The following is an 18303-nucleotide window of genomic DNA, read 5'->3' on the forward strand; positions in this document are numbered from 1 at the left end:
GGAACGTGAATGAGTGTCTTCATTATTGCCTTACCCCTGACGTTGTTTCTGCTGTTCGTCGCGCCGATCTGGCTCTGGCTGCATTACACAAAACGCCAGAACGGTGGGGCGGAACTGTCGCAGAACGAACTGCAACGGCTTCAGCAGCTGACCCAGGACGCACGCAAAATGCGTGAGCGTATTCAGGCGCTGGAAGCCATCCTCGATGCCGAGCATCCTCAGTGGAGGCAGCCATGAGTCAGAAGAAACTGTACTGCATCCCTGAGCAGGGGAAGCTCAAAGGTGTCTGCGCAGGGATTGCCGACTATTTGGGTGTTCCGGTGTTACTGGTGCGTGTGATTGTTATCATGTCGCTGTTTTTCGGTTTGTTTTTACTCACCATCGTGGGCTATCTGCTGCTGGCCGCGATACTGCCGGATATGCCGCCGAGTGAGCAGGGCCGCGACAAACCACTCAGCGCACATCAGCTGTTGGATGAGCTGAGCGCCGAGCTGAACGGTGGCGAGCGTGAGTTGCGCGAGGTAGAACGTTATGTCACCTCGGAAACCTTTAGCGTACGCAGCCGTTTCAGTCAGCTGTAATCTTCCGGTCCTTTTTCAGGAGTCATATTATGCGTCACTGGCAGCCCCATCCGCGCCTGAAAAAGGCCGGAAAATTTATTCTCATCAGCGCCATCACTTACGGTCCGGCCGGATTAAGCGGCTGGGCGGTGAAATCGGTGGCTCGCAGGCCGCTGAAGATCCTGCTGGCCTGGGCACTGGAACCGTTACTAAAACGCGTGATGCGCAGGGCCACCGCGCGCTGGGTGAAGCCCTCATCCTGAGTCAATATACCCGTCATACTTCAAGTTGCATGTGCGTTGGCTTCACTCAGTCACCCGAATCACATACTCGAGTAAGCTCATCGGGCCGCTTTCATGCAGCTCGAATTATTTTGGGTATAAAGCAGCAATGGCATGAGGATGTTACGATAAGGAACACACAACAATAAGGTGCCAACGCCACAGATGAAACGACTACAACATGAATTGCTGTCGCTGGTGAATCGCGGCGCGGATCGCCATCTGCGCCTGGCGGTCACCGGATTAAGCCGCAGCGGAAAAACCGCTTTTATTACCTCGCTGGTGAATCAACTTCTTAACGTCAATTCCGGTGCTCGTCTACCGATGTTCTCGGCCGTGCGCGAACAGCGTCTGCTGGGCGTGAAACGCGTCCCACAGCGCGATCTCGGTATCCCGCGTTTTACTTACGATGAAGGCGTGGCTCAACTCTATGGCACACCGGCGGCCTGGCCAACGCCAACCCGTGGCGTCAGTGAAATTCGCCTGGCGCTGCGCTACCGTTCGCAGGCATCACTGCTTCGCCACTTTAAAGAGACCTCCACGCTTTATCTGGAGATCGTCGACTACCCTGGCGAATGGCTGTTAGACCTGCCGATGCTGGAACAGGATTACCTGAGCTGGTCGCGTCAGATGACGGGCCTGTTACAGGGTGACCGCGCCGAATGGGCGCTGCAGTGGCGCCAGCTATGTGAAGGGCTGGACCCGCTGGCCCCGGCAGATGAAAACCGCCTGGCCGATATTGCCGCCGCCTGGACCGAATACCTGCAGCGCTGTAAACAGGAAGGCCTGCACTTTATCCAGCCAGGCCGCTTTGTGCTGCCCGGTGACATGGCCGGCGCACCCGCCCTGCAATTTTTCCCCTGGCCCGAGGTGGCAGAAGGGGGAGAAACGCGCCTGGCGCAGGCCGATGCGGGCAGTAATATCGGCACTTTGCGCGCCCGCTATCAGTATTATTGCCAGCACGTGGTGAAGGGGTTTTATAAAAATCACTTCCTGCGTTTCGATCGTCAGATCGTGCTGGTGGACTGTTTGCAACCGCTCAACAGCGGGCCGCAGGCGTTTAACGATATGCGCCTGGCATTGACCCAACTGATGCAAAGCTTCTCCTACGGCCAGCGCACGCTGTTTCGCCGTCTGTTTTCTCCGGTTATCGACAAACTGCAGTTTGCCGCCACCAAATCCGACCATGTCACCGCCGATCAACATGCCAATCTGGTGTCGCTGCTCCAGCAACTGGTGCAGGATGCCTGGCAGAACGCGGCGTTTGAAGGCATCAAGATGGACTGCATCGGGCTGGCATCCGTGCAGGCCACCCAAAGTGGCCGTGTTGATCACCAGGGCGAAAGCATTCCGGCACTGCGAGGGCACCGTCTGTCCGACAACACCCCGCTGACGGTTTACCCCGGTGAAGTGCCACCTCGCCTGCCGGGACAGGCATTCTGGCAGGATCAGGAATTCCATTTTGAACAGTTCCGCCCGCAGGATCTGGATGTTGACCGGCCTTTGCCACATATCCGGATGGATGCTGCACTGGAGTTTTTACTGGGAGATAAACTGCGATGAACGCACCCATTAAACCAAGAATTGATTTTGCCCAGCCGCTCAGTGACGAACCGGCGCCTGTTTTACGCCAGCAGCAGGCGTTTGCTGAGCAGCAGGATAACTTCGTGGCTACGGAGCCAGAGCTGGATGTTGAACCGGAAGGTGCCGGTGAGCTGGCGGTGGAAGCCGCACTGCGGCCTAAACGCAGCCTGTGGCGCAAAATGGTGATGGCGGGTCTGGGTCTGTTTGGTGTCAGCGTGGTTGCTCAGGGCGTACAGTGGGCACACCAGGCATGGATAACCCAGGACTGGATCGGCCTCGGCGGCAGCGTGGCGGGCGGATTGATTATCGCGGCAGGGGCCGGATCGTTGATCGGTGAATGGCGCCGTCTTTACCGCCTGCGTGAAAGGGCGGAAGAACGTGACGTGGCGCGTGAACTGCTGGCCAGCCACGGCAGCGGTCAGGGCCGCGCGTTCTGCGAAAAGCTGGCGCAGCAGGCGGGGCTGGAGTCCGGTCACCCGGCCCTGCAACGCTGGCAGGCTTCGTTGCATGAAACGCAAAACGATCGTGAAGTGGTTGCACTGTATGCCCAACTGGTGCAGCCGGTGCTGGATCGGCAGGCGCGGCGTGAAATCAGCCGTTATGCCGCTGAATCGACGTTGATGATTGCCGTCAGCCCGCTGGCGTTGGTGGATATGGCCTTTATCGCCTGGCGCAATCTGCGTCTGGTGAACCGCATTGCTGCGCTGTATGGCATTGAGCTGGGTTATTTCAGTCGGCTGCGGCTGTTCCGCCTGGTGCTGTTGAACATCGCTTTTGCAGGTGCGTCGGAGCTGATCCGCGAAGTGGGCATGGACTGGATGTCACAAGATCTTGCCGCCCGACTTTCCACCCGCGCCGCACAGGGGATTGGAGCCGGGCTGCTGACCGCCCGGCTCGGGATTAAAGCGATGGAGCTGTGCCGCCCGCTGCCGTGGCTGGAAGGAGATAAACCCCGCCTTGGTGATTTCCGCCGTGAGCTGATAGGGCAGTTAAAAGAGAGCGTGCAGCGCAGCGGGAAGGACAATCCATAAACAGACTGTCAACTTTTCATGACAGAACACTTCTGGCCTGACGAGGGATAGCGTATTATCCATCAATACGCTCCGCACTGTGATAATAAAGGTTAAAACGCATGCGTCTTGAAGTTTTTTGCCAGGATCGAATCGGTCTGACCCGTGAACTGCTGGATCTGCTGGTTGAACGCAGCATCGATCTACGCGGTATCGAAATTGCCGCCATTGGCCGCATCTATCTTAACTTTTCCACCGTCAGCTTTGAGCAGTTCAGCCAGCTGATGGCGGAAATCCGCCGCATTCCCGGCGTCACTGACGTGCGTACCGTCTCCTATTTGCCCTCAGAGCGTGAACATCGCGCACTGAGCGCGCTGCTGGTCGCCCTGCCTGATCCGGTGTTCTCCATTGACCTGAAAAGCAAAGTGGAACTGGCGAACCCGGCGGCCCAGGCCCTGTTTTCCCTTAATGAAGAGAAGATGCGCAATTACAGTGCCGGATCGTTGATCGCCGGTTTCAATTTCCAGCACTGGCTGGAAAGCGAACGCATTGAGGCTGAAGCGCATCACGTTGTGCTGCAGGGGCGCGACTTCCTGATGGAGATCACACCGATCTATGCACAGGACGAAGATACGGCGGCCCCGAACCCGGTCGGCGGCGTGGTACTGCTGAAATCCACAGCGCGTATGGGCCAGCAGCTGCAGAATCTTATCGTGAATGATGATAGTGAGTTCCAGCACATTGTTGCCGTCAGCAGCAAAATGCGCCAGGTGGTGGATCAGGCACGAAAACTGGCAATGCTCGATGCACCTCTGTTGATTGTGGGCGATACCGGTACCGGAAAAGATATGCTGGCCCGCGCCTGCCATCTGCGCAGTGCGCGCGGGAAAAAACCTTTCCTGGCGTTGAACTGTGCCTCGCTGCCGGATGATGTGGCCGAAAGTGAGCTGTTCGGACATGCGGCTGGCGCTTACCCCAATGCGCTGGAAGGGAAAAAAGGGTTCTTTGAACAGGCCAGCGGTGGCTCCGTGCTACTGGATGAAATCGGGGAAATGTCACCCCGCATGCAGACCAAACTGCTGCGTTTCCTCAATGATGGCACTTTCCGCCGTGTCGGCGAAGAGCACGAAGTTCATGTGAATGTGCGGGTGATCTGTGCCACGCAGAAAAACCTGATGGAGCTGGTGCAGCGCGGTGAGTTCCGCGAGGATCTGTTCTACCGTCTGAATGTACTGACGCTTAACCTGCCGCCGTTGCGCGATCGTCCACAGGACATCCTGCCGCTGACCGAAATGTTTGTCGCACGCTTTGCAGATGAGCAGGGCGTACCACGGCCAAAACTCTCCGCACAGCTGAATGCCTTCCTGACCCGTTACACCTGGCCGGGCAACGTGCGCCAGTTGAAAAATGCGCTGTATCGCGCACTGACTCAACTGGACGGCTATGAGCTGCGTCCACAGGATATTGTGTTGCCTGAATATGCGATGGAGATGCCGCTGGGGGATGATGCAATTGAAGGGTCGCTGGACGATATCACCAGCCGCTTTGAGCGCTCAGTATTAACCCGGCTTTATCTCTCTTATCCCAGCACGCGCAAACTGGCAAAACGCCTGGGTGTCTCGCACACCGCGATTGCCAATAAGTTGCGTGAATATGGTTTGAGCCAGAAAAAGAGCGATCCTGAATAAGGGTTACCGCGTTTCGCGCAGGTAATCAATCAGTGCTCTGAGCGGCGTGGGCACCACCGTATTGCCGGGATAATAGAGTGAATATCCGGTAAACGGGGGTGTCCAGTCACTGAGGAGCGGCACCAGCTCACCGTCTGCTATCGCCACGTCCACCAGGGCGCCGAACAGATAGCTGATGCCCGCCCCTTGTTTCACGGCGGCAACCAGTAATTCCGGCTCATTGACTCTCAAGGGGGCTGCGATATCCACCTCCAGCCTTTTTCCGTTCTTCTCAAACTCCCATCGCCACGCTGTATGATCCGACGGGCGAAAGTAAGAGAGACAGCGGTGCTGATGCAGATCTGCGGGATGCTGTGGGCATCCGTTTTGTGCCAGATACTGAGGGGAGGCCACCACGTGCATCTGCACATTGCCTCCCAGTGGAACAGCAATCATATCCTGATGCAGTTTTCCCCCCAGCCGTATCCCCGCGTCATACCCTGCGCTGACAATATCAATCAATCCCTCTTCTGACACAATCTCCACCTCAATCTCTGGATAACGGGCCATAAATCCGGCCACTTGAGGGGCCAGCAGATGCAGCGCTGCCAGCCTTGGAGCATTGATGCGCAACGTGCCTCTGGGAATGCGGCTGTGGCTGGCAAGGTCGGCTACTGCCGCATCCAGCTCGGCCAGCAGCGGATGCAACCGGGCAATCAGCGCTGCACCGGCTTCCGTCGCAGCCACGCTCCGCGTGGTCCGGTTCAACAGGCGAACGCCGTGGCGCTGTTCCAGAGATTTGATGGTCTGGCTGAGTGCTGAGGGCGTCAGCGCCAGGCGAGCGGCAGCACGGGCAAAATTGCCGCATTCCGCAATAGCCATCAGCGCCCGCAACTCCATAAATTCACTGCCACGCATTCTGTCTTTCCTGCTTAATACTCCATGAAGATTAAACAGTATTATTTAATAACCCGCTCAGTGCCAGACTCTCCTCTCTTAACACGAGGAGTAAACCATGAGTTTTAAGCAGCAACGCATCCTGATTACCGGCGGCAGCAGTGGTATTGGTCTGGCAGGCGCACAGCAATTAGCACGTGAAGGGGCTGAACTGATCGTTACCGGTCGTAACCCACAACACCTGGCAGAGGCAGCCAGGTTATTACCGGGGGAAACCCGGGTACTGCGTTCGGACAATAGTGAGCCTGACGATTTGACGGCATTAGTTGAGTGCGTGAAACAGACGGGGCCGCTGGATGGGCTGTGGCTGAACGCGGGTTATGCCGCTGTGGCACCCTGCGATCGGCAAGATAAGACGTTCTTTGATGCGATGATGTCGGCGAATGTGCGTGGCCCGGTATTACAACTGGCCGCGCTGTCCACTTTCCTGAAACCGGGGGCAGCCGTTGTTGTGACAGCCTCGTCTTCAGCCTATGAAGGTGCGGCGGCGACCAGTATCTATGCCGCCACTAAAGCGGCGCTGATAGCCTTAACGCGCTGCTGGGCAACGGAACTGGCGGCACGTCAGATTCGGGTTAATTGTCTGGTGCCTGGCCCGATAAGCAGCGAACTGCGCAGCTTCCTGCCGGTGGATCAACGTGAGGAATTTGAACAGGGTGTGCTGGCTCAGGTGCCGTTAGCGAGGATAGGGCGAGCAGAAGAAGCGGCGGCGGTCGCGCTGTTTTTGCTGTCAAGCGCTGCGAGTTATGTGACCGGGAGTCAGTACTGCGTGGACGGGGGATTGCTGATGCGATAGAGCAGGCCACAACGACCAACAAACTGCGTGAATATGGCTTGAGCCAGAAGAAGAGCGATCCGTCGTAGGGGCGAGGCACGCCTCGCCCTGGGTCGGGCATGCCCGACCCCTACGAAAAAATATTACTTCAACGCTGCCAGTGCGGCATCGTAGTCTGGCTCGGTGGTGATCTCATTCACCAGTTGGCTGTAGATGACGTTATCTTTTTCATCCAGAACCACAACCGCGCGCGCAGTCAGTCCGGCCAGTGGGCCGTCAACGATTGCCACGCCGTAGTCCTTTTTGAAGTCGCCGCCACGCAGGGTGGAGAGGGTGACCACATTGCTCAGGCCATCGGAGCCGCAGAAACGGGACTGGGCAAACGGCAGGTCTGCTGAAATACACAACACAACGGCGTTATTCACATCACCCGCCAGCTGATTAAATTTACGCACAGACGTGGCACACACGCCGGTATCAATGCTTGGGAAGATGTTAAGCACTTTGCGTTTGCCCGCATAGTGGGACAGGGAGACATCGGAGAGATCTTTGGCCACCAGGGTGAACGGCTTTGCTGGCTGGCCCGGCGCTGGCAGTTGCCCGTCAACGGAAACCGGATTGCCCTGGAAATGTACGGTCTGAGACATAATCTATCCTTTTAATGTTAATGGTGTTTAACCTGCTTCAGTGTATGCCATGCTGAAGCAGTGAGACAGTATAAATGCGATACAATGTGCTGGCATCAACTCAGATTAAGGATTGAAGCATGAGATCAGTGAAGACTTATCCGGAAAGCTGGCCGTTACATACGCCGTTTGTGATCGCACGTGGCGCCCGCAGTGAAGCGGGTGTGGTGGTGGTTGAGCTGGAAGAAAATGGCATTAAATCCATCGGCGAATGCACCCCCTATGCGCGTTACGGCGAGAGTGAAGCGTCGGTGCTGGCGCAAATTACCGCGTTGTTGCCTGCGTTGCAGCAGGGGCTGACCCGGGCAGAGCTTCAGCAGCAGCTGCCTGCGGGGGCCGCGCGTAATGCGATCGACAGTGCCCTGTGGGATCTGGAGGTGGCGCATGCCGGGCAAAGCCTGTGGCAGTTAACAGGAAGCCATGCACCTGCGCAAATCACGATGGCGCAAACCGTGAGCATCGATGTACCCGAAATGATGGCCAGCAGTGCTCTGGCGCTATGGGAGAACGGGGCCAGATTATTGAAAATTAAACTCGACGATCATCTGATTACTGAACGCCTGGTGGCGATCCGCAGCGCCGTGCCGCAGGCCACGCTGATTGTTGATGCTAACGAGTCCTGGCACAGTGAGGGGTTGGCGGCCCGTTGCCAGCTGTTGGCTGATCTCGGCATCGCCATGCTCGAACAGCCACTGCCTGCGGCTGACGATGCCGCGCTGGAGAACTTTATTCACCCCTTGCCGATCTGTGCAGATGAGAGCTGCCATACCGCGGACAGCCTGCCTGCGCTGCACGGGCGCTATGACATGGTGAACATCAAACTGGACAAAACCGGGGGCCTGACGGCCGCGCTGGAACTGGCTCAGGCCGCGCAGGCACAGGGGTTTGCCATTATGCTCGGCTGCATGCTGTGCACCTCACGCGCCATTCGTGCCGCATTGCCGCTGGTGCCTCAGGCGCGTTTTGTCGACCTGGATGGCCCCACCTGGCTTGCGGTGGACGCCGAGCCTGCTCTACCGTTTAGCTGCGGAAGCATTGAGCTTTCACGGCTGCCAGTAGAGTAAATCGACCAGCGCCCCCAGATAGCGTTCGGTCGCTTCATCGGCGGCAATCGGTGGGAATTCGGCGGTGATGCAGGGCAGGTTGATATCGGCGCACCAGCTGCCAAACGAGCCTGGCGTGGCATAACCGACGCTGGTGACCAGCGGCAGGCCCGTTTTGGCCGCCAGCCAGTGCCCCAGTGGGCTGCTGTGCGGATCTTCAATACAGGCCAGGGGCTCATGAAAGGTGACAATCCAGGCCGGGGAGAGCTGGTGAATCAGCTTGCAAAGCGCCTTCGTTTCGGGTTCGGAAGCGGCATGCTCACCGGTGGACAACAGCACATCGCGTTCCTCGGCCACGCTGTTCCAGCGGTAAACCGTGTCGCCATGCTGCCAGTTGGCGGCAGGAAAGTTGCGGTTGAGATCCACACCATTAGCATTAGCGCGCAGCCCAAGCTGGCAACCGTCCGGGTTTACCGCGAGCACCACATGATGCCGACGATGGCTATCCTGCAACGTGCGCATGGCGCAGGAGAGAGTAACCACCGCTGCGGTTTCATCGCCATGCGTACCCGCGAGGATCAGCCCGCTGTCATCGTCCGCCAGCGGGGCCGGGAACCAGAGCAGCGGTGCGCCCAGCACGGACTGTCCATAGTGTTGCGTGGGGGCATCCAGACGACCACGCAGAGGCCGGGGGTGAAGTAATGACATTGTCCTGCTCCTGAGAGAAAGTTCTGCGCTAAGCCTGGCACATCACCCGCTGCGGTTCATCATAAAAACACTGTTTCGCAGCGTGCAATTTGCGTTAGAGTGCCAGCAGTACAAAAACACCCGCCGTTTCGCTGACAGGTAAGGATATCTCTATGAGGACATCATCATCTTTTGCGCTGGCTGCTTTAGCGCTATGTATCAGCTCAACTTTGCACGCTGCCGACGTTCCGGCAGGGACTCAACTGGCCGCACGACAGGAAATTGTCCGTCATATTAAAGATGAACCGGCCTCGCTGGACCCGGTGAAAGCGGTCGGCTTACCTGAAATTCCGGTGATCCGCGATCTGTTTGAGGGGCTGACCAATCAGGATGCCAGCGGGAAAATCATTCCCGGCGTGGCGACGGCCTGGCAGACCAATGATAATAAAACCTGGATTTTCACGCTAAGAAAAGATGCCCGCTGGTCAAATGGTGACACTGTCACAGCGGCGGATTTTGTTTACAGCTGGCAGCGCCTGGTTGATCCAAAAAACACCTCAACCTTCGCCTGGTTTGCTGAGCTGGCCGGGATTGAAAATGCGGGTGCGATTGTTAAAGGTGAGATGAGCCCGGATAAACTGGGCGTCAGTGCCATTGATGCCACCCATCTGAAAGTCACACTCGATAAACCGGTACCTTATTTTGTCAGCCTGACGGCCAACTTCAGCCTGTTCCCGGTGCCGCAAAAGGTGATTGCACAATATGGCGATCAGTGGACGCGTGCGGGCAATCTGGTCGGTAACGGGGCGTATCAGCTCAACAACCGGGTGGTGAATGAGAAGGTCGAGCTGGTGCGTAATCCGCACTACTGGGATGATGCACATTCGGTGCTTACCAAGGTCACCTTTGTACCGATCAGTGAAGAGTCCAGCGCGACCAAACGTTACCGCGCCGGGGATATCGATATTACCGAGTCCTTCCCGAAAGAGCTTTACGGGCTGCTGAAGAAAGAGATCCCTGCAGAGGTCTACACACCTGACCAGCTCGGCACCTATTATTATGCATTCAACACCCAGAAGGGCCCGACGGCCGATGTTCGCGTGCGTCAGGCGCTCTCCTGGTCCATCGACCGTAAAGTCATTGCGGAGAAAGTGCTGGGCACGGGCGAAAAACCCGCCTGGCATTTTACGCCGGATGTCACGGCAGGTTTTACCCCGAAAGCCAGCTTTATGCAGCAGCACAGTCAGGCAGAACTTAACGCGCAGGCCAAAGCACTGCTCGCGGCGGCAGGTTATGGTCCCACGCATCCGCTCAATTTGACGCTGTTGTATAACACCTCGGAAACACACAAGAAGATCGCCATTGCCGTGGCCTCCATGTGGAAGAAAAACCTTGGGGTCAATGTGAAGCTGCAAAACCAGGAGTGGAAGACTTACATTGATAACCGTAACAGCGGGAATTTCGATGTTATCCGCGCTTCCTGGGTGGGGGATTACAACGAGCCTTCGACGTTCCTCAGCCTGCTGACCTCAACGCATAGCGGTAATATCGCCCGCTTTAAAAGCAGCGAATATGATGCGGTGCTGGCGCAGGCCAGTCGTCAGACTAATGACAAAGCACGTAACGACGACTACAACCGTGCTGAACAGATGATCGCCGGGCAGGCTCCGATTGCGCCGATCTATCAGTACACCAATGGTCGGTTGATTAAGCCTTATGTGAAGGGGTATCCCATCACCAATCCGGAAGATGTTGCTTACAGTCGTACACTGTATATTTTGAAGCACTGATGGCGAGGCGCACGGCTTAAGGTCTACGTTTACGTCCAGGTCAAAGGCGTTTCGCTTTCCCGCTACGCGGGCGAAGCGACAAGGGGCGGCCAGTCGCCGCCTCAACATCAAAACCCAGGTCAAAATCTAAGAAATTAAAACACCAACAAAAGCCAAGAATGGTTCGTTGGCGTTTGGTTTATTTTTAGTCCGTCTTTGATTGTTCTTTTGACGTGGTTTTTGACCTTTGAGCGGCAATTAAGCCTCGCCGAAGGAGAGCGGATTTCCAGGACGAGCCGACAGGACGTCGGCGAGAGGGTGAGCCGGGACAGGGATGTCCCGTCACGCCCGATCCGGCGGGAAAGCCGATCGACTGAGGGAACCCGCGTCAAGCGGGCGATGCGCCTGCCGCAAGCCCGGGTTCCCAGGGCGGCGGCGACTGGCCGCCCTGGGTCGCTCAGCCCGCGTAGCGGGAAAGCGAAACGCCCTTGACGTTGACGTTGACCCGGACCTTGACTTGGCCCTAACCCTGGCCACGCCCCTAACACAACCAATACCCACGAAAAGCAGCAGTTAACGCTGCTGCTTCCGCTATTGAATCGCGCACGTTATGTGCACAATGATGCCATTCTGTCCGAAACGGTAATGATGATGAAACTGACCCCTCTGCTGGTACTCTCTCTGCTACTCAGTGGCTGCGCTTTGAAGCAATATCCTGATTCTCCCCCGGTCAGTGCCGTGCAGGCCGATCAGCTGGATTGCCAGGGCGTACAGCAGCAACTTGCTGAACAACAAAAGGTCCAGCAGGATATCGATAAAACAGGGGAGTTTGACGCGTTGACGGTGGTCGGTGCCGCCATGGACTTCGGTATTGGCAACGGTATTGCGAAACATCAGGCGCAGAAGCAGGCGACAGAGCGCGAAGAACAGTTACAACAGCTGGCCGCAGCGAAGTGTTCACGCGCCAGTTAAGACACAAATCGTAACAAACCGGGAGATCTGTCACAGATTGGCAGCCTGGTACTTGAGACGCGCGTATAATCCCTTATCGTGTTCATCACTGGATTGTTACTGCATTTATGCAGGCAAAACCTGACCGCTGGAGCATATCTGGCTGTCAGGTTTTTTTGTTTCAGGCAGGGAAATGAAAATAGCAAAAGTTCTGAATAATAATGTAGTCATCGTTCATGACGAACAGGGTAATGAACAGGTGGTGATGGGGCGCGGGCTGGCGTTTAAAAAACGCAGTGGCGACGAGCTGGACCCAACGCTGGTCGAAAAAACCTTTGCCCTGAAAAGTCGGGAGCTGACCGGGCGCCTGAGCGAACTCTTGTCCGAAATTCCGCTGGAAGTGGTGATTGCCAGCGAATGCATTATCGCGCTGGCACGCGAGCAGTTGTCCTGCGCGTTGCACGAAAGCCTGGCGATTGCACTGACCGATCACGTCAATTTTGCGCTGACCCGTCATCAGCAGAATTTGCCGATCCGCAATGTGTTGCAGTGGGAAATTCGCAGTCTTTATCCGAAAGAGTATGCGGTCGGGCTGGCGGCACTGGATATTATAGAAAAGCGCTTAAAGGCGCGCTTACCTGAAGATGAGGCGGGGTTTATTGCCCTGCACCTGGTCAATGCCCAGCTGGGCAGCGAGATGCCTGCGGTGATGCATATCACCAAATTTATGCAGGAAATCCTGCATATTGTTAAGTATCAGCTGCAGCTGGATTACCAGACCGACTCGCTGAGTTACAACCGTTTTGTGACCCACCTGAAATTCTTTTCTCAGCGTATGTTGGGGAAACGCGGTGTCTATAGCGACGATGAATCGCTGCATGACGTGGTGCGCGACCGTTATCCTGATGCGTATAAGTGCGTGGAGAAAATTGACCGTCATGTGATGAAAAATTACGAATATACGCTGGGCAGTGAGGAGCGGATGTTTTTGACGATTCACATCGAGCGGGTCAGAAAAGAGACGCTGGCGTTGGGGGAGAGCCAGGACGAGGCATGATGTTTTTCGTTTGAGCGTGTGCAGTCAGGAGCGGGCATGAACACCCGATCCTGACCGCCACCGGTCAACCGTTGAGGCGCAACTGCGGATAACGCTTCATGCTGATGGCACACCACAACAGCGAAAGCATCCCGATGGCACCGCCGACGTAGCCGACACTTGCCATATTCAGGTGGAGACTCACCTGATTTCCCAGTAGCGCACCCGCACCGATACCAATATTGTAGATCCCGGACAGCAGCGACATCGCCACATCGGTCGCATCCGGTGCCAGGGCCAGCACGCGCACCTGCACGGCCAGACCAATCACCATCATCGCCATGCCCCAGACAATACACAGCGTGGAAATCGCCAGCGTGTGGGTGGCAGACACATACAGTGACAGCATCGACAGCGTAATTAATGCAATCGCGCCGAGCAAAAAGGTTGCCGGATATTTATTGCCGTAAATGCTGAACAGAATACTTCCCACAATGCCCGCTGCGCCGAAAATTAACAGCAGGAACGTGGTGAAACCGCCGCTCAGTGACGCCACACTCTGAATAAACGGCTCAATATAACTGTACGCGGTGTAGTGCGCCGTTACTGTTACTGCAATCAGAAGATACAGTGCGACCAGCGCCGGGCGGCGAAACAGCATAGGAACGCTTTTCAACGATCCGGTATGTTCACTTGGCAGCTTCGGTAACAGTTTGACCAGCAGCAGCATAGTCACCAGCGCCACCACACCAATCACAGCAAACGTGATGCGCCAGCCCAGCAACTGGCCGATCATACGGCCAATCGGCAAGCCCAGAACCATTGCCAGCGCGGTGCCCGTGGCCAGCATACTCAGTGCCTGGGTCTTTTTCCCCGGAGGGGCCACACGGATCGCCAGTGAAGCGGTAATCGACCAGAAAATCGCATGTGAAAAGGCAATACCAATGCGGGAGGCCACCAGGGTCGTGAAGTCCCACGCCACCGAGGAGAGAGCATGGCTGGCAATAAACAGCACAAAGATCACAATCAACAACAGGCGACGCTCGACATTACGCGTTAGCAACATCATTGGCAGTGACATCAGCGCCACCACCCACGCGTAAATCGTGAGCATCAGGCCGACCTGCGCCGTCTGCATGGAAAAACTGCTACCGATATCTGACAGCAGCCCCACCGGAACAAACTCCGTGGTATTGAAAATAAACGCAGCAATAGCGAGCATGACCACGCGTAGCCATGCGGTCTTACGGGAAACAGTAGTTGATTGCATTGAAGTTAGCGATGTGTTGAAGGAATGTTAACCCGAAAGAACAGGTCAAAGAATAACGTGGGGATATTGTCTTTTATTTATTCGCCAGATGAAATAAAAAAATCAATAAAATTGTAAATCAGAATTTTTATATAAGCCGGGGTTATGACGAGCGCTTATTTCCCTGTGTAAAAGTGTCTGAACGTTTATCTGCATCAATGTTTGACGCCAATGCGGCCAGGCCGCAGAATCGCGCAGTAATTCAACTCATCAGGCAGCAGCAGAGGAAAGGTATACGTGAGCGTTCTGGATAATGCATTGTTGACGGACATCCTGCAGCAGGTCAGGCCATTAATTGGTCAGGGAAAGGTGGCTGACTACATTCCGGCTCTGGCCGAGGTGCCTGCCGACCGTCTGGGTATTGCGGTCTGCATGCTTGACGGCACCGTCTATCAGGCGGGCGATGCGCAGGAGCGTTTCTCCATCCAGTCGATCTCCAAAGTGCTGTCACTGACGCTGGCGCTGACGCGCTATCAGGACAGTGAAATCTGGCAGCGGGTCGGCAAAGAACCCTCCGGCCAGCCGTTTAACTCGCTGTTGCAGCTCGAGTTGGAGCAGGGTAAACCACGAAATCCGTTTATCAATGCCGGCGCGCTGGTCGTGTGTGACATGCTGGAAACCCGCCTTACCGCGCCGCGCCAGCGTATGCTGGAGGTGGTCAGAAGCCTGACCCAGGAGCCGGACATTGCCTATGATCGCTATGTGGCGCGTTCGGAGTATGACCATTCCGCGCGCAATGCCGCTATTGCCTGGCTGATGAAGTCTTTCGGTAATTTCGACAATGATGTACCGAAGGTACTGCAAACCTATTTTCATTACTGCTCAATGACGCTGAGCTGTGTCGAACTGGCGCGCTGCTTCCTTTATCTTGCTAACCACGGCAAAGGTCTGGGGCAGGAGGAACCGCTGCTGACGCCGAAACAGACGCGACAGATCAATGCGTTAATGGTCACCAGTGGTATGTATGATGGCGCGGGCGAATTCGCCTGGCGCGTTGGCATGCCGGGTAAATCGGGCGTCGGTGGAGGTATTGTTGCGGTGGTGCCGGGGGAAATGAGCATCGCCGTCTGGTCGCCGGAGCTGGATGGTTCAGGCAACTCGCTGGCCGGAACAGCCGCGCTGGAGCTGCTGGCGGAGCGTATTGGCCGGTCGATATTTTGATGCCGGATCCGGTCTACTTCAACAGCGATTAATCACATGGCGTAATCAATGATTGATCGTGGTCAACGACCGGTTTAGCATGAATTGCTAATATTTTGCGCAGCGAAATAACACAACGCTCCACACAGCAATCCATGAACCTGAGAGGATAGGTATGACTATTCAGGCACGGCAGTTAACGCTTAATCATCAATTGCGCCAGTTTGGCGCGCTGGTCAAACTGGCTATGATCCGTTCCACGCCACAGAGTGTCGAAGTCTGGACCATGAGCGGCAATCGTCTGCGTTTCAGACCGACTCAGCAGGTTGAGGCCCAGTTCGTCGCATGTTAAGCCCCGCTTTGTGAAGATCGCCCGACACCGCGGTAACGGTGGGGTCGGGCTCCTGACCCTCATTCGATTTGTGCGTGTTAATAGTGCTGCCGTTTCAGCTCGTCTGGGCTGCCATTCTGCGCCGTGACATCAACGTCCGCACCACCAGTAACAGCATAATCAGCCACTCCGCTGCCAGCGCAGTCAGCACCGCATGCTGGTAATGACCCTGCATGTGCAGCGCCTGACTGAACACGGTGCCCAGTAGCATCGGCCCCAGACCGAACGCCGCCTGCTGCACTGTCGACAGCATCGCACTGCCTGCACCAGCATGATCTTTCGATACCTCAGCCAGACCAATGCGGAAGAAACAGCTGACGATAAACGATTGCCCAAAGCCAACCAGTATCGTCGCCGGGATCAGGCTTCTCACTCCAATCTGCGGCCAGTCCATGTTGAACGTCAGCATCAGCGCAAGCAGTCCTGTCATCTGCACCAGACAGCCGATCAGCAGCGTGTTGACTTTGCCCAGCCGCTCGACAATCCGCGTCGACAGTAATGAACCGATAAAGTAGGCCACGCCGAGAGCAATAAAGGCATTACCTGACTGGAAGGCGTTCAGACCCAGTCCCGATTGCAGCGTCAGTGCCACCACAAACATGAAGCCACTCCAGCAGGAGAAAAACAGCACGGCAATCGATAAGCCGAAACGCACGCTGTACAACCGCATCAGCGCTGGTGGCAGCAGTGGGGCACCCCCCTGTTGTTCAATGCGCTCTTCTACCTGCCACAGACGTTTCAGGAGCAGGGGGAAAGCAGCGAGCAGGGCAATACAGGGCCACGACCAGTGCAGCAGCGGCCCTAACGCCAGGGCGACCAGCAGGCAGCCAATACTTCCGGCCAGATACAGCGTTCCTGCCCAGTCGATGGCTACGCGCTGCGGCTTTTTCGTTTCAGGGATAGTGCGCGGAGCCATCAGTAAAACCAGCAGGCAGATGGGAATATTAATCAGAAACACACTACGCCAGCCGTAACCGCCGGGATTGGCGTTAATCAGAAAACCACCCAAAACCTGACCAATGATAAAGGCCATGCCGCCAATGCCGCCGTACAAACCGAGCGCACGCGAATGTTCGCGCCCGTGCAACGTAACATGCAGGGTCGCTAAGATCTGCGGCACGACCAGCGCTGCACCAATCCCCTGTAGAGCGCGTGCCAGTAATAATGTCCACACATCCGGTGTGATGCCGCACAGCAGGGAAGCGATGGCAAACACCACGACGCCGATGCAGAAGATGCGGCGGCGGCCAAAGTTATCGCCGAGCCGGCTTCCCATCGCCAGGCTGACGGCAAAGGCGATGCCGTAGATCGCGACGATCAGTTCCAGTTGGATAGGGCTGGCGTGCAGCGTGGTGGACATGGCATCGAGCGCCACATTGACAATAGAAAAATCAATCATCGGTAACAGCTGACCCGCTAACAGCACTATCAAACCGCTGTGGCCGAGAGTGGTGGAATCAAAACCGCTTTTCATGATGCGTAACCCTTGTGTTAATCAGTATCCGGGCATAGCATCAGTGAAATCTTAAACGGGTACCAGTTCTTGATTATCATAGTACCTGCACTACCTGCCTGAGTGGAGTGCCCCCCAATGAGTGAGATTCCGCTGTCGTTGAGCAGCAGTGAAAAAAACCGTCAGCTGCTGGCCACATTTTTACGCAGTCGTCGTGAAAGCATTGATCCGGCGCGGCTGGGAATGCCGCACCATCGCTCACGTCGCACCCCGGGCTTACGCCGTGAAGAGGTGGCTCAGCTGGCGGACGTGGGCGTGACCTGGTACACCTGGCTTGAGCAGGGGCGTGAGATAAAACCCTCGCCGAAAACCCTGGCCGCAATTGCCACTGCGTTACAGTGTAACGAAGCCGAGACGCAGCACCTATACCGGCTGGCCGGGCATCCCATGCCGGCCACTGCGGCAGCGAAAACCTGTGCCAAGGTCTCGGCGCATGGGCAGATCCTCCTCGACCACCTCAACCCACTACCGGCCATTATCCAGACGCCGCGCTTCGATATTCTCGGTTACAACCCGGCATGGTGCCGCCTGATGAATGTCGACCTGGAGAGCATCGCGCCAGAAGACCGTAACTGTATTCTGCTGGCCTTCACCCATCCGCAATGGCGGCAGGCGGTTGCGGATCAGGAACAGCTGATGCCGCATATGGTGGCGCTATTTCGTACTCAAATGGGGGAACACCTCGACGACCCGCGTTGGCAGGAATTACTGGAACGTCTGTTGTCCGAATCCGATGAATTTCGCGCCATGTGGCAACGCTACGAGATCCGCGCCATCGACAACCATGTAAAGCGCTTTTACCATCCGGATGTGGGCATTATCACGCTGCGGCAGAATAACTGGTGGTCTGCACCGCGCAACGGCGACCGTCTGTTAGTCTATATTCCCAACGATGAACAGAGCGCGGCAGCACTCAAAAAAATTACCGATTGACTCTCTCAAGG

19 protein-coding genes are annotated in these 18303 nt (G+C 56.3%); 14 read left to right on the forward strand and 5 right to left on the reverse strand.

Annotated features, from left to right (window positions below; translation table 11 throughout):
- The first annotated feature begins 9 nt into the window (after positions 1-9).
- The 6 genes from pspB (at position 10) to tyrR (ending at position 5123) form a co-directional block, all read left to right on the forward strand.
- Complete coding sequence (gene pspB, locus FVB43_RS20495) at positions 10-237, forward strand: envelope stress response membrane protein PspB (RefSeq protein WP_133845034.1); 228 nt, start codon at positions 10-12, stop codon at positions 235-237.
- Positions 234-581: an envelope stress response membrane protein PspC gene (gene pspC, locus FVB43_RS20500; RefSeq protein WP_133845032.1), complete on the forward strand. Its 348-nt coding sequence runs from the start codon at positions 234-236 to the stop codon at positions 579-581. Before pspB ends, pspC begins: the two co-directional genes overlap by 4 nt.
- Before the next feature lie 29 nt (positions 582-610).
- Positions 611-823 carry a phage shock protein PspD gene (gene pspD, locus FVB43_RS20505; protein WP_133845030.1) on the forward strand — a complete coding sequence of 71 codons (213 nt, stop codon included), beginning with the start codon at positions 611-613 and terminating at the stop codon, positions 821-823.
- A 183-nt stretch (positions 824-1006) separates the two neighbouring features.
- Positions 1007-2404, forward strand: a complete 1398-nt coding sequence (locus FVB43_RS20510; protein WP_167864641.1) for a YcjX family GTP-binding protein — start codon at positions 1007-1009, stop codon at positions 2402-2404.
- Positions 2401-3456, forward strand: a complete 1056-nt coding sequence (locus FVB43_RS20515) for a YcjF family protein (RefSeq protein WP_133845026.1) — start codon at positions 2401-2403, stop codon at positions 3454-3456. Before FVB43_RS20510 ends, FVB43_RS20515 begins: the two co-directional genes overlap by 4 nt.
- Positions 3457-3557: 101 nt before the next feature.
- Complete coding sequence (gene tyrR / locus FVB43_RS20520) at positions 3558-5123, forward strand: transcriptional regulator TyrR (protein WP_133845024.1); 1566 nt, start codon at positions 3558-3560, stop codon at positions 5121-5123.
- Positions 5124-5126: 3 nt separating this feature from the next.
- On the opposite strand, the gene FVB43_RS20525 is transcribed toward tyrR, so the two are convergent.
- The gene (locus tag FVB43_RS20525) at positions 5127-6020 is read right to left on the reverse strand and encodes a LysR family transcriptional regulator (RefSeq protein WP_167864642.1); all 894 of its coding nucleotides are present in this window, start codon (positions 6018-6020) and stop codon (positions 5127-5129) included.
- 97 nt (positions 6021-6117) lie between these two features.
- Between FVB43_RS20525 and FVB43_RS20530 the strand changes: the two genes are divergently transcribed.
- Positions 6118-6855 (forward strand): SDR family NAD(P)-dependent oxidoreductase, encoded by a 738-nt coding sequence (locus tag FVB43_RS20530; RefSeq protein ID WP_159337162.1) that lies wholly within the window; start codon positions 6118-6120, stop codon positions 6853-6855.
- A 122-nt stretch (positions 6856-6977) separates the two neighbouring features.
- Here FVB43_RS20530 and tpx read toward each other — a convergent pair whose 3' ends face one another.
- Entirely contained in the window at positions 6978-7481 is a 504-nt protein-coding gene (tpx, locus tag FVB43_RS20535; RefSeq protein ID WP_133845018.1) for a thiol peroxidase, read from the reverse strand.
- 119 nt (positions 7482-7600) lie between these two features.
- Here tpx and ycjG point away from each other — a divergent pair, with 119 nt between their 5' ends.
- Complete coding sequence (gene ycjG, locus FVB43_RS20540; RefSeq protein WP_159337161.1) at positions 7601-8584, forward strand: L-Ala-D/L-Glu epimerase; 984 nt, start codon at positions 7601-7603, stop codon at positions 8582-8584.
- Here ycjG and mpaA read toward each other — a convergent pair.
- Positions 8564-9271: a murein tripeptide amidase MpaA gene (gene mpaA, locus FVB43_RS20545; RefSeq protein ID WP_167864643.1), complete on the reverse strand. Its 708-nt coding sequence runs from the start codon at positions 9269-9271 to the stop codon at positions 8564-8566. The genes ycjG and mpaA overlap by 21 nt on opposite strands.
- A gap of 152 nt (positions 9272-9423) precedes the next feature.
- Here mpaA and FVB43_RS20550 point away from each other — a divergent pair, with 152 nt between their 5' ends.
- The 3 genes from FVB43_RS20550 to licT all read left to right on the forward strand — a co-directional run bounded on the left by FVB43_RS20550 (position 9424) and on the right by licT (position 13027).
- Positions 9424-11040, forward strand: a complete 1617-nt coding sequence (locus FVB43_RS20550) for an ABC transporter substrate-binding protein (protein ID WP_133845012.1) — start codon at positions 9424-9426, stop codon at positions 11038-11040.
- Positions 11041-11667: 627 nt separating this feature from the next.
- Entirely contained in the window at positions 11668-11991 is a 324-nt protein-coding gene (locus FVB43_RS20555; protein WP_133845449.1) for a hypothetical protein, read from the forward strand.
- 172 nt (positions 11992-12163) lie between these two features.
- Positions 12164-13027 carry a BglG family transcription antiterminator LicT gene (gene licT, locus FVB43_RS20560; protein WP_133845010.1) on the forward strand — a complete coding sequence of 288 codons (864 nt, stop codon included), beginning with the start codon at positions 12164-12166 and terminating at the stop codon, positions 13025-13027.
- Between the two features lie 64 nt (positions 13028-13091).
- On the opposite strand, the gene FVB43_RS20565 is transcribed toward licT, so the two are convergent.
- On the reverse strand, positions 13092-14276 hold the full coding sequence (locus FVB43_RS20565; protein ID WP_133845009.1) for a sugar transporter: 1185 nt from the start codon (positions 14274-14276) through the stop codon (positions 13092-13094).
- Between the two features lie 276 nt (positions 14277-14552).
- Here FVB43_RS20565 and glsB point away from each other — a divergent pair, with 276 nt between their 5' ends.
- Positions 14553-15476 (forward strand): glutaminase B, encoded by a 924-nt coding sequence (glsB, locus tag FVB43_RS20570; protein ID WP_133845007.1) that lies wholly within the window; start codon positions 14553-14555, stop codon positions 15474-15476.
- A gap of 154 nt (positions 15477-15630) precedes the next feature.
- Positions 15631-15807 carry a hypothetical protein gene (locus tag FVB43_RS20575; RefSeq protein ID WP_159337159.1) on the forward strand — a complete coding sequence of 59 codons (177 nt, stop codon included), beginning with the start codon at positions 15631-15633 and terminating at the stop codon, positions 15805-15807.
- Between the two features lie 94 nt (positions 15808-15901).
- On the opposite strand, the gene FVB43_RS20580 is transcribed toward FVB43_RS20575, so the two are convergent.
- Positions 15902-17320 carry an MFS transporter gene (locus tag FVB43_RS20580; RefSeq protein ID WP_159337158.1) on the reverse strand — a complete coding sequence of 473 codons (1419 nt, stop codon included), beginning with the start codon at positions 17318-17320 and terminating at the stop codon, positions 15902-15904.
- Positions 17321-17437: 117 nt separating this feature from the next.
- On the opposite strand from FVB43_RS20580, the gene FVB43_RS20585 reads away from it, so the two are divergent.
- Positions 17438-18292 (forward strand): helix-turn-helix transcriptional regulator, encoded by an 855-nt coding sequence (locus FVB43_RS20585; protein WP_133845003.1) that lies wholly within the window; start codon positions 17438-17440, stop codon positions 18290-18292.
- Positions 18293-18303: the final 11 nt, after the last annotated feature.

The sequence above is a fragment of the Erwinia rhapontici genome (assembly GCF_012271765.1).
GTDB lineage: Bacteria > Pseudomonadota > Gammaproteobacteria > Enterobacterales > Enterobacteriaceae > Erwinia > Erwinia rhapontici.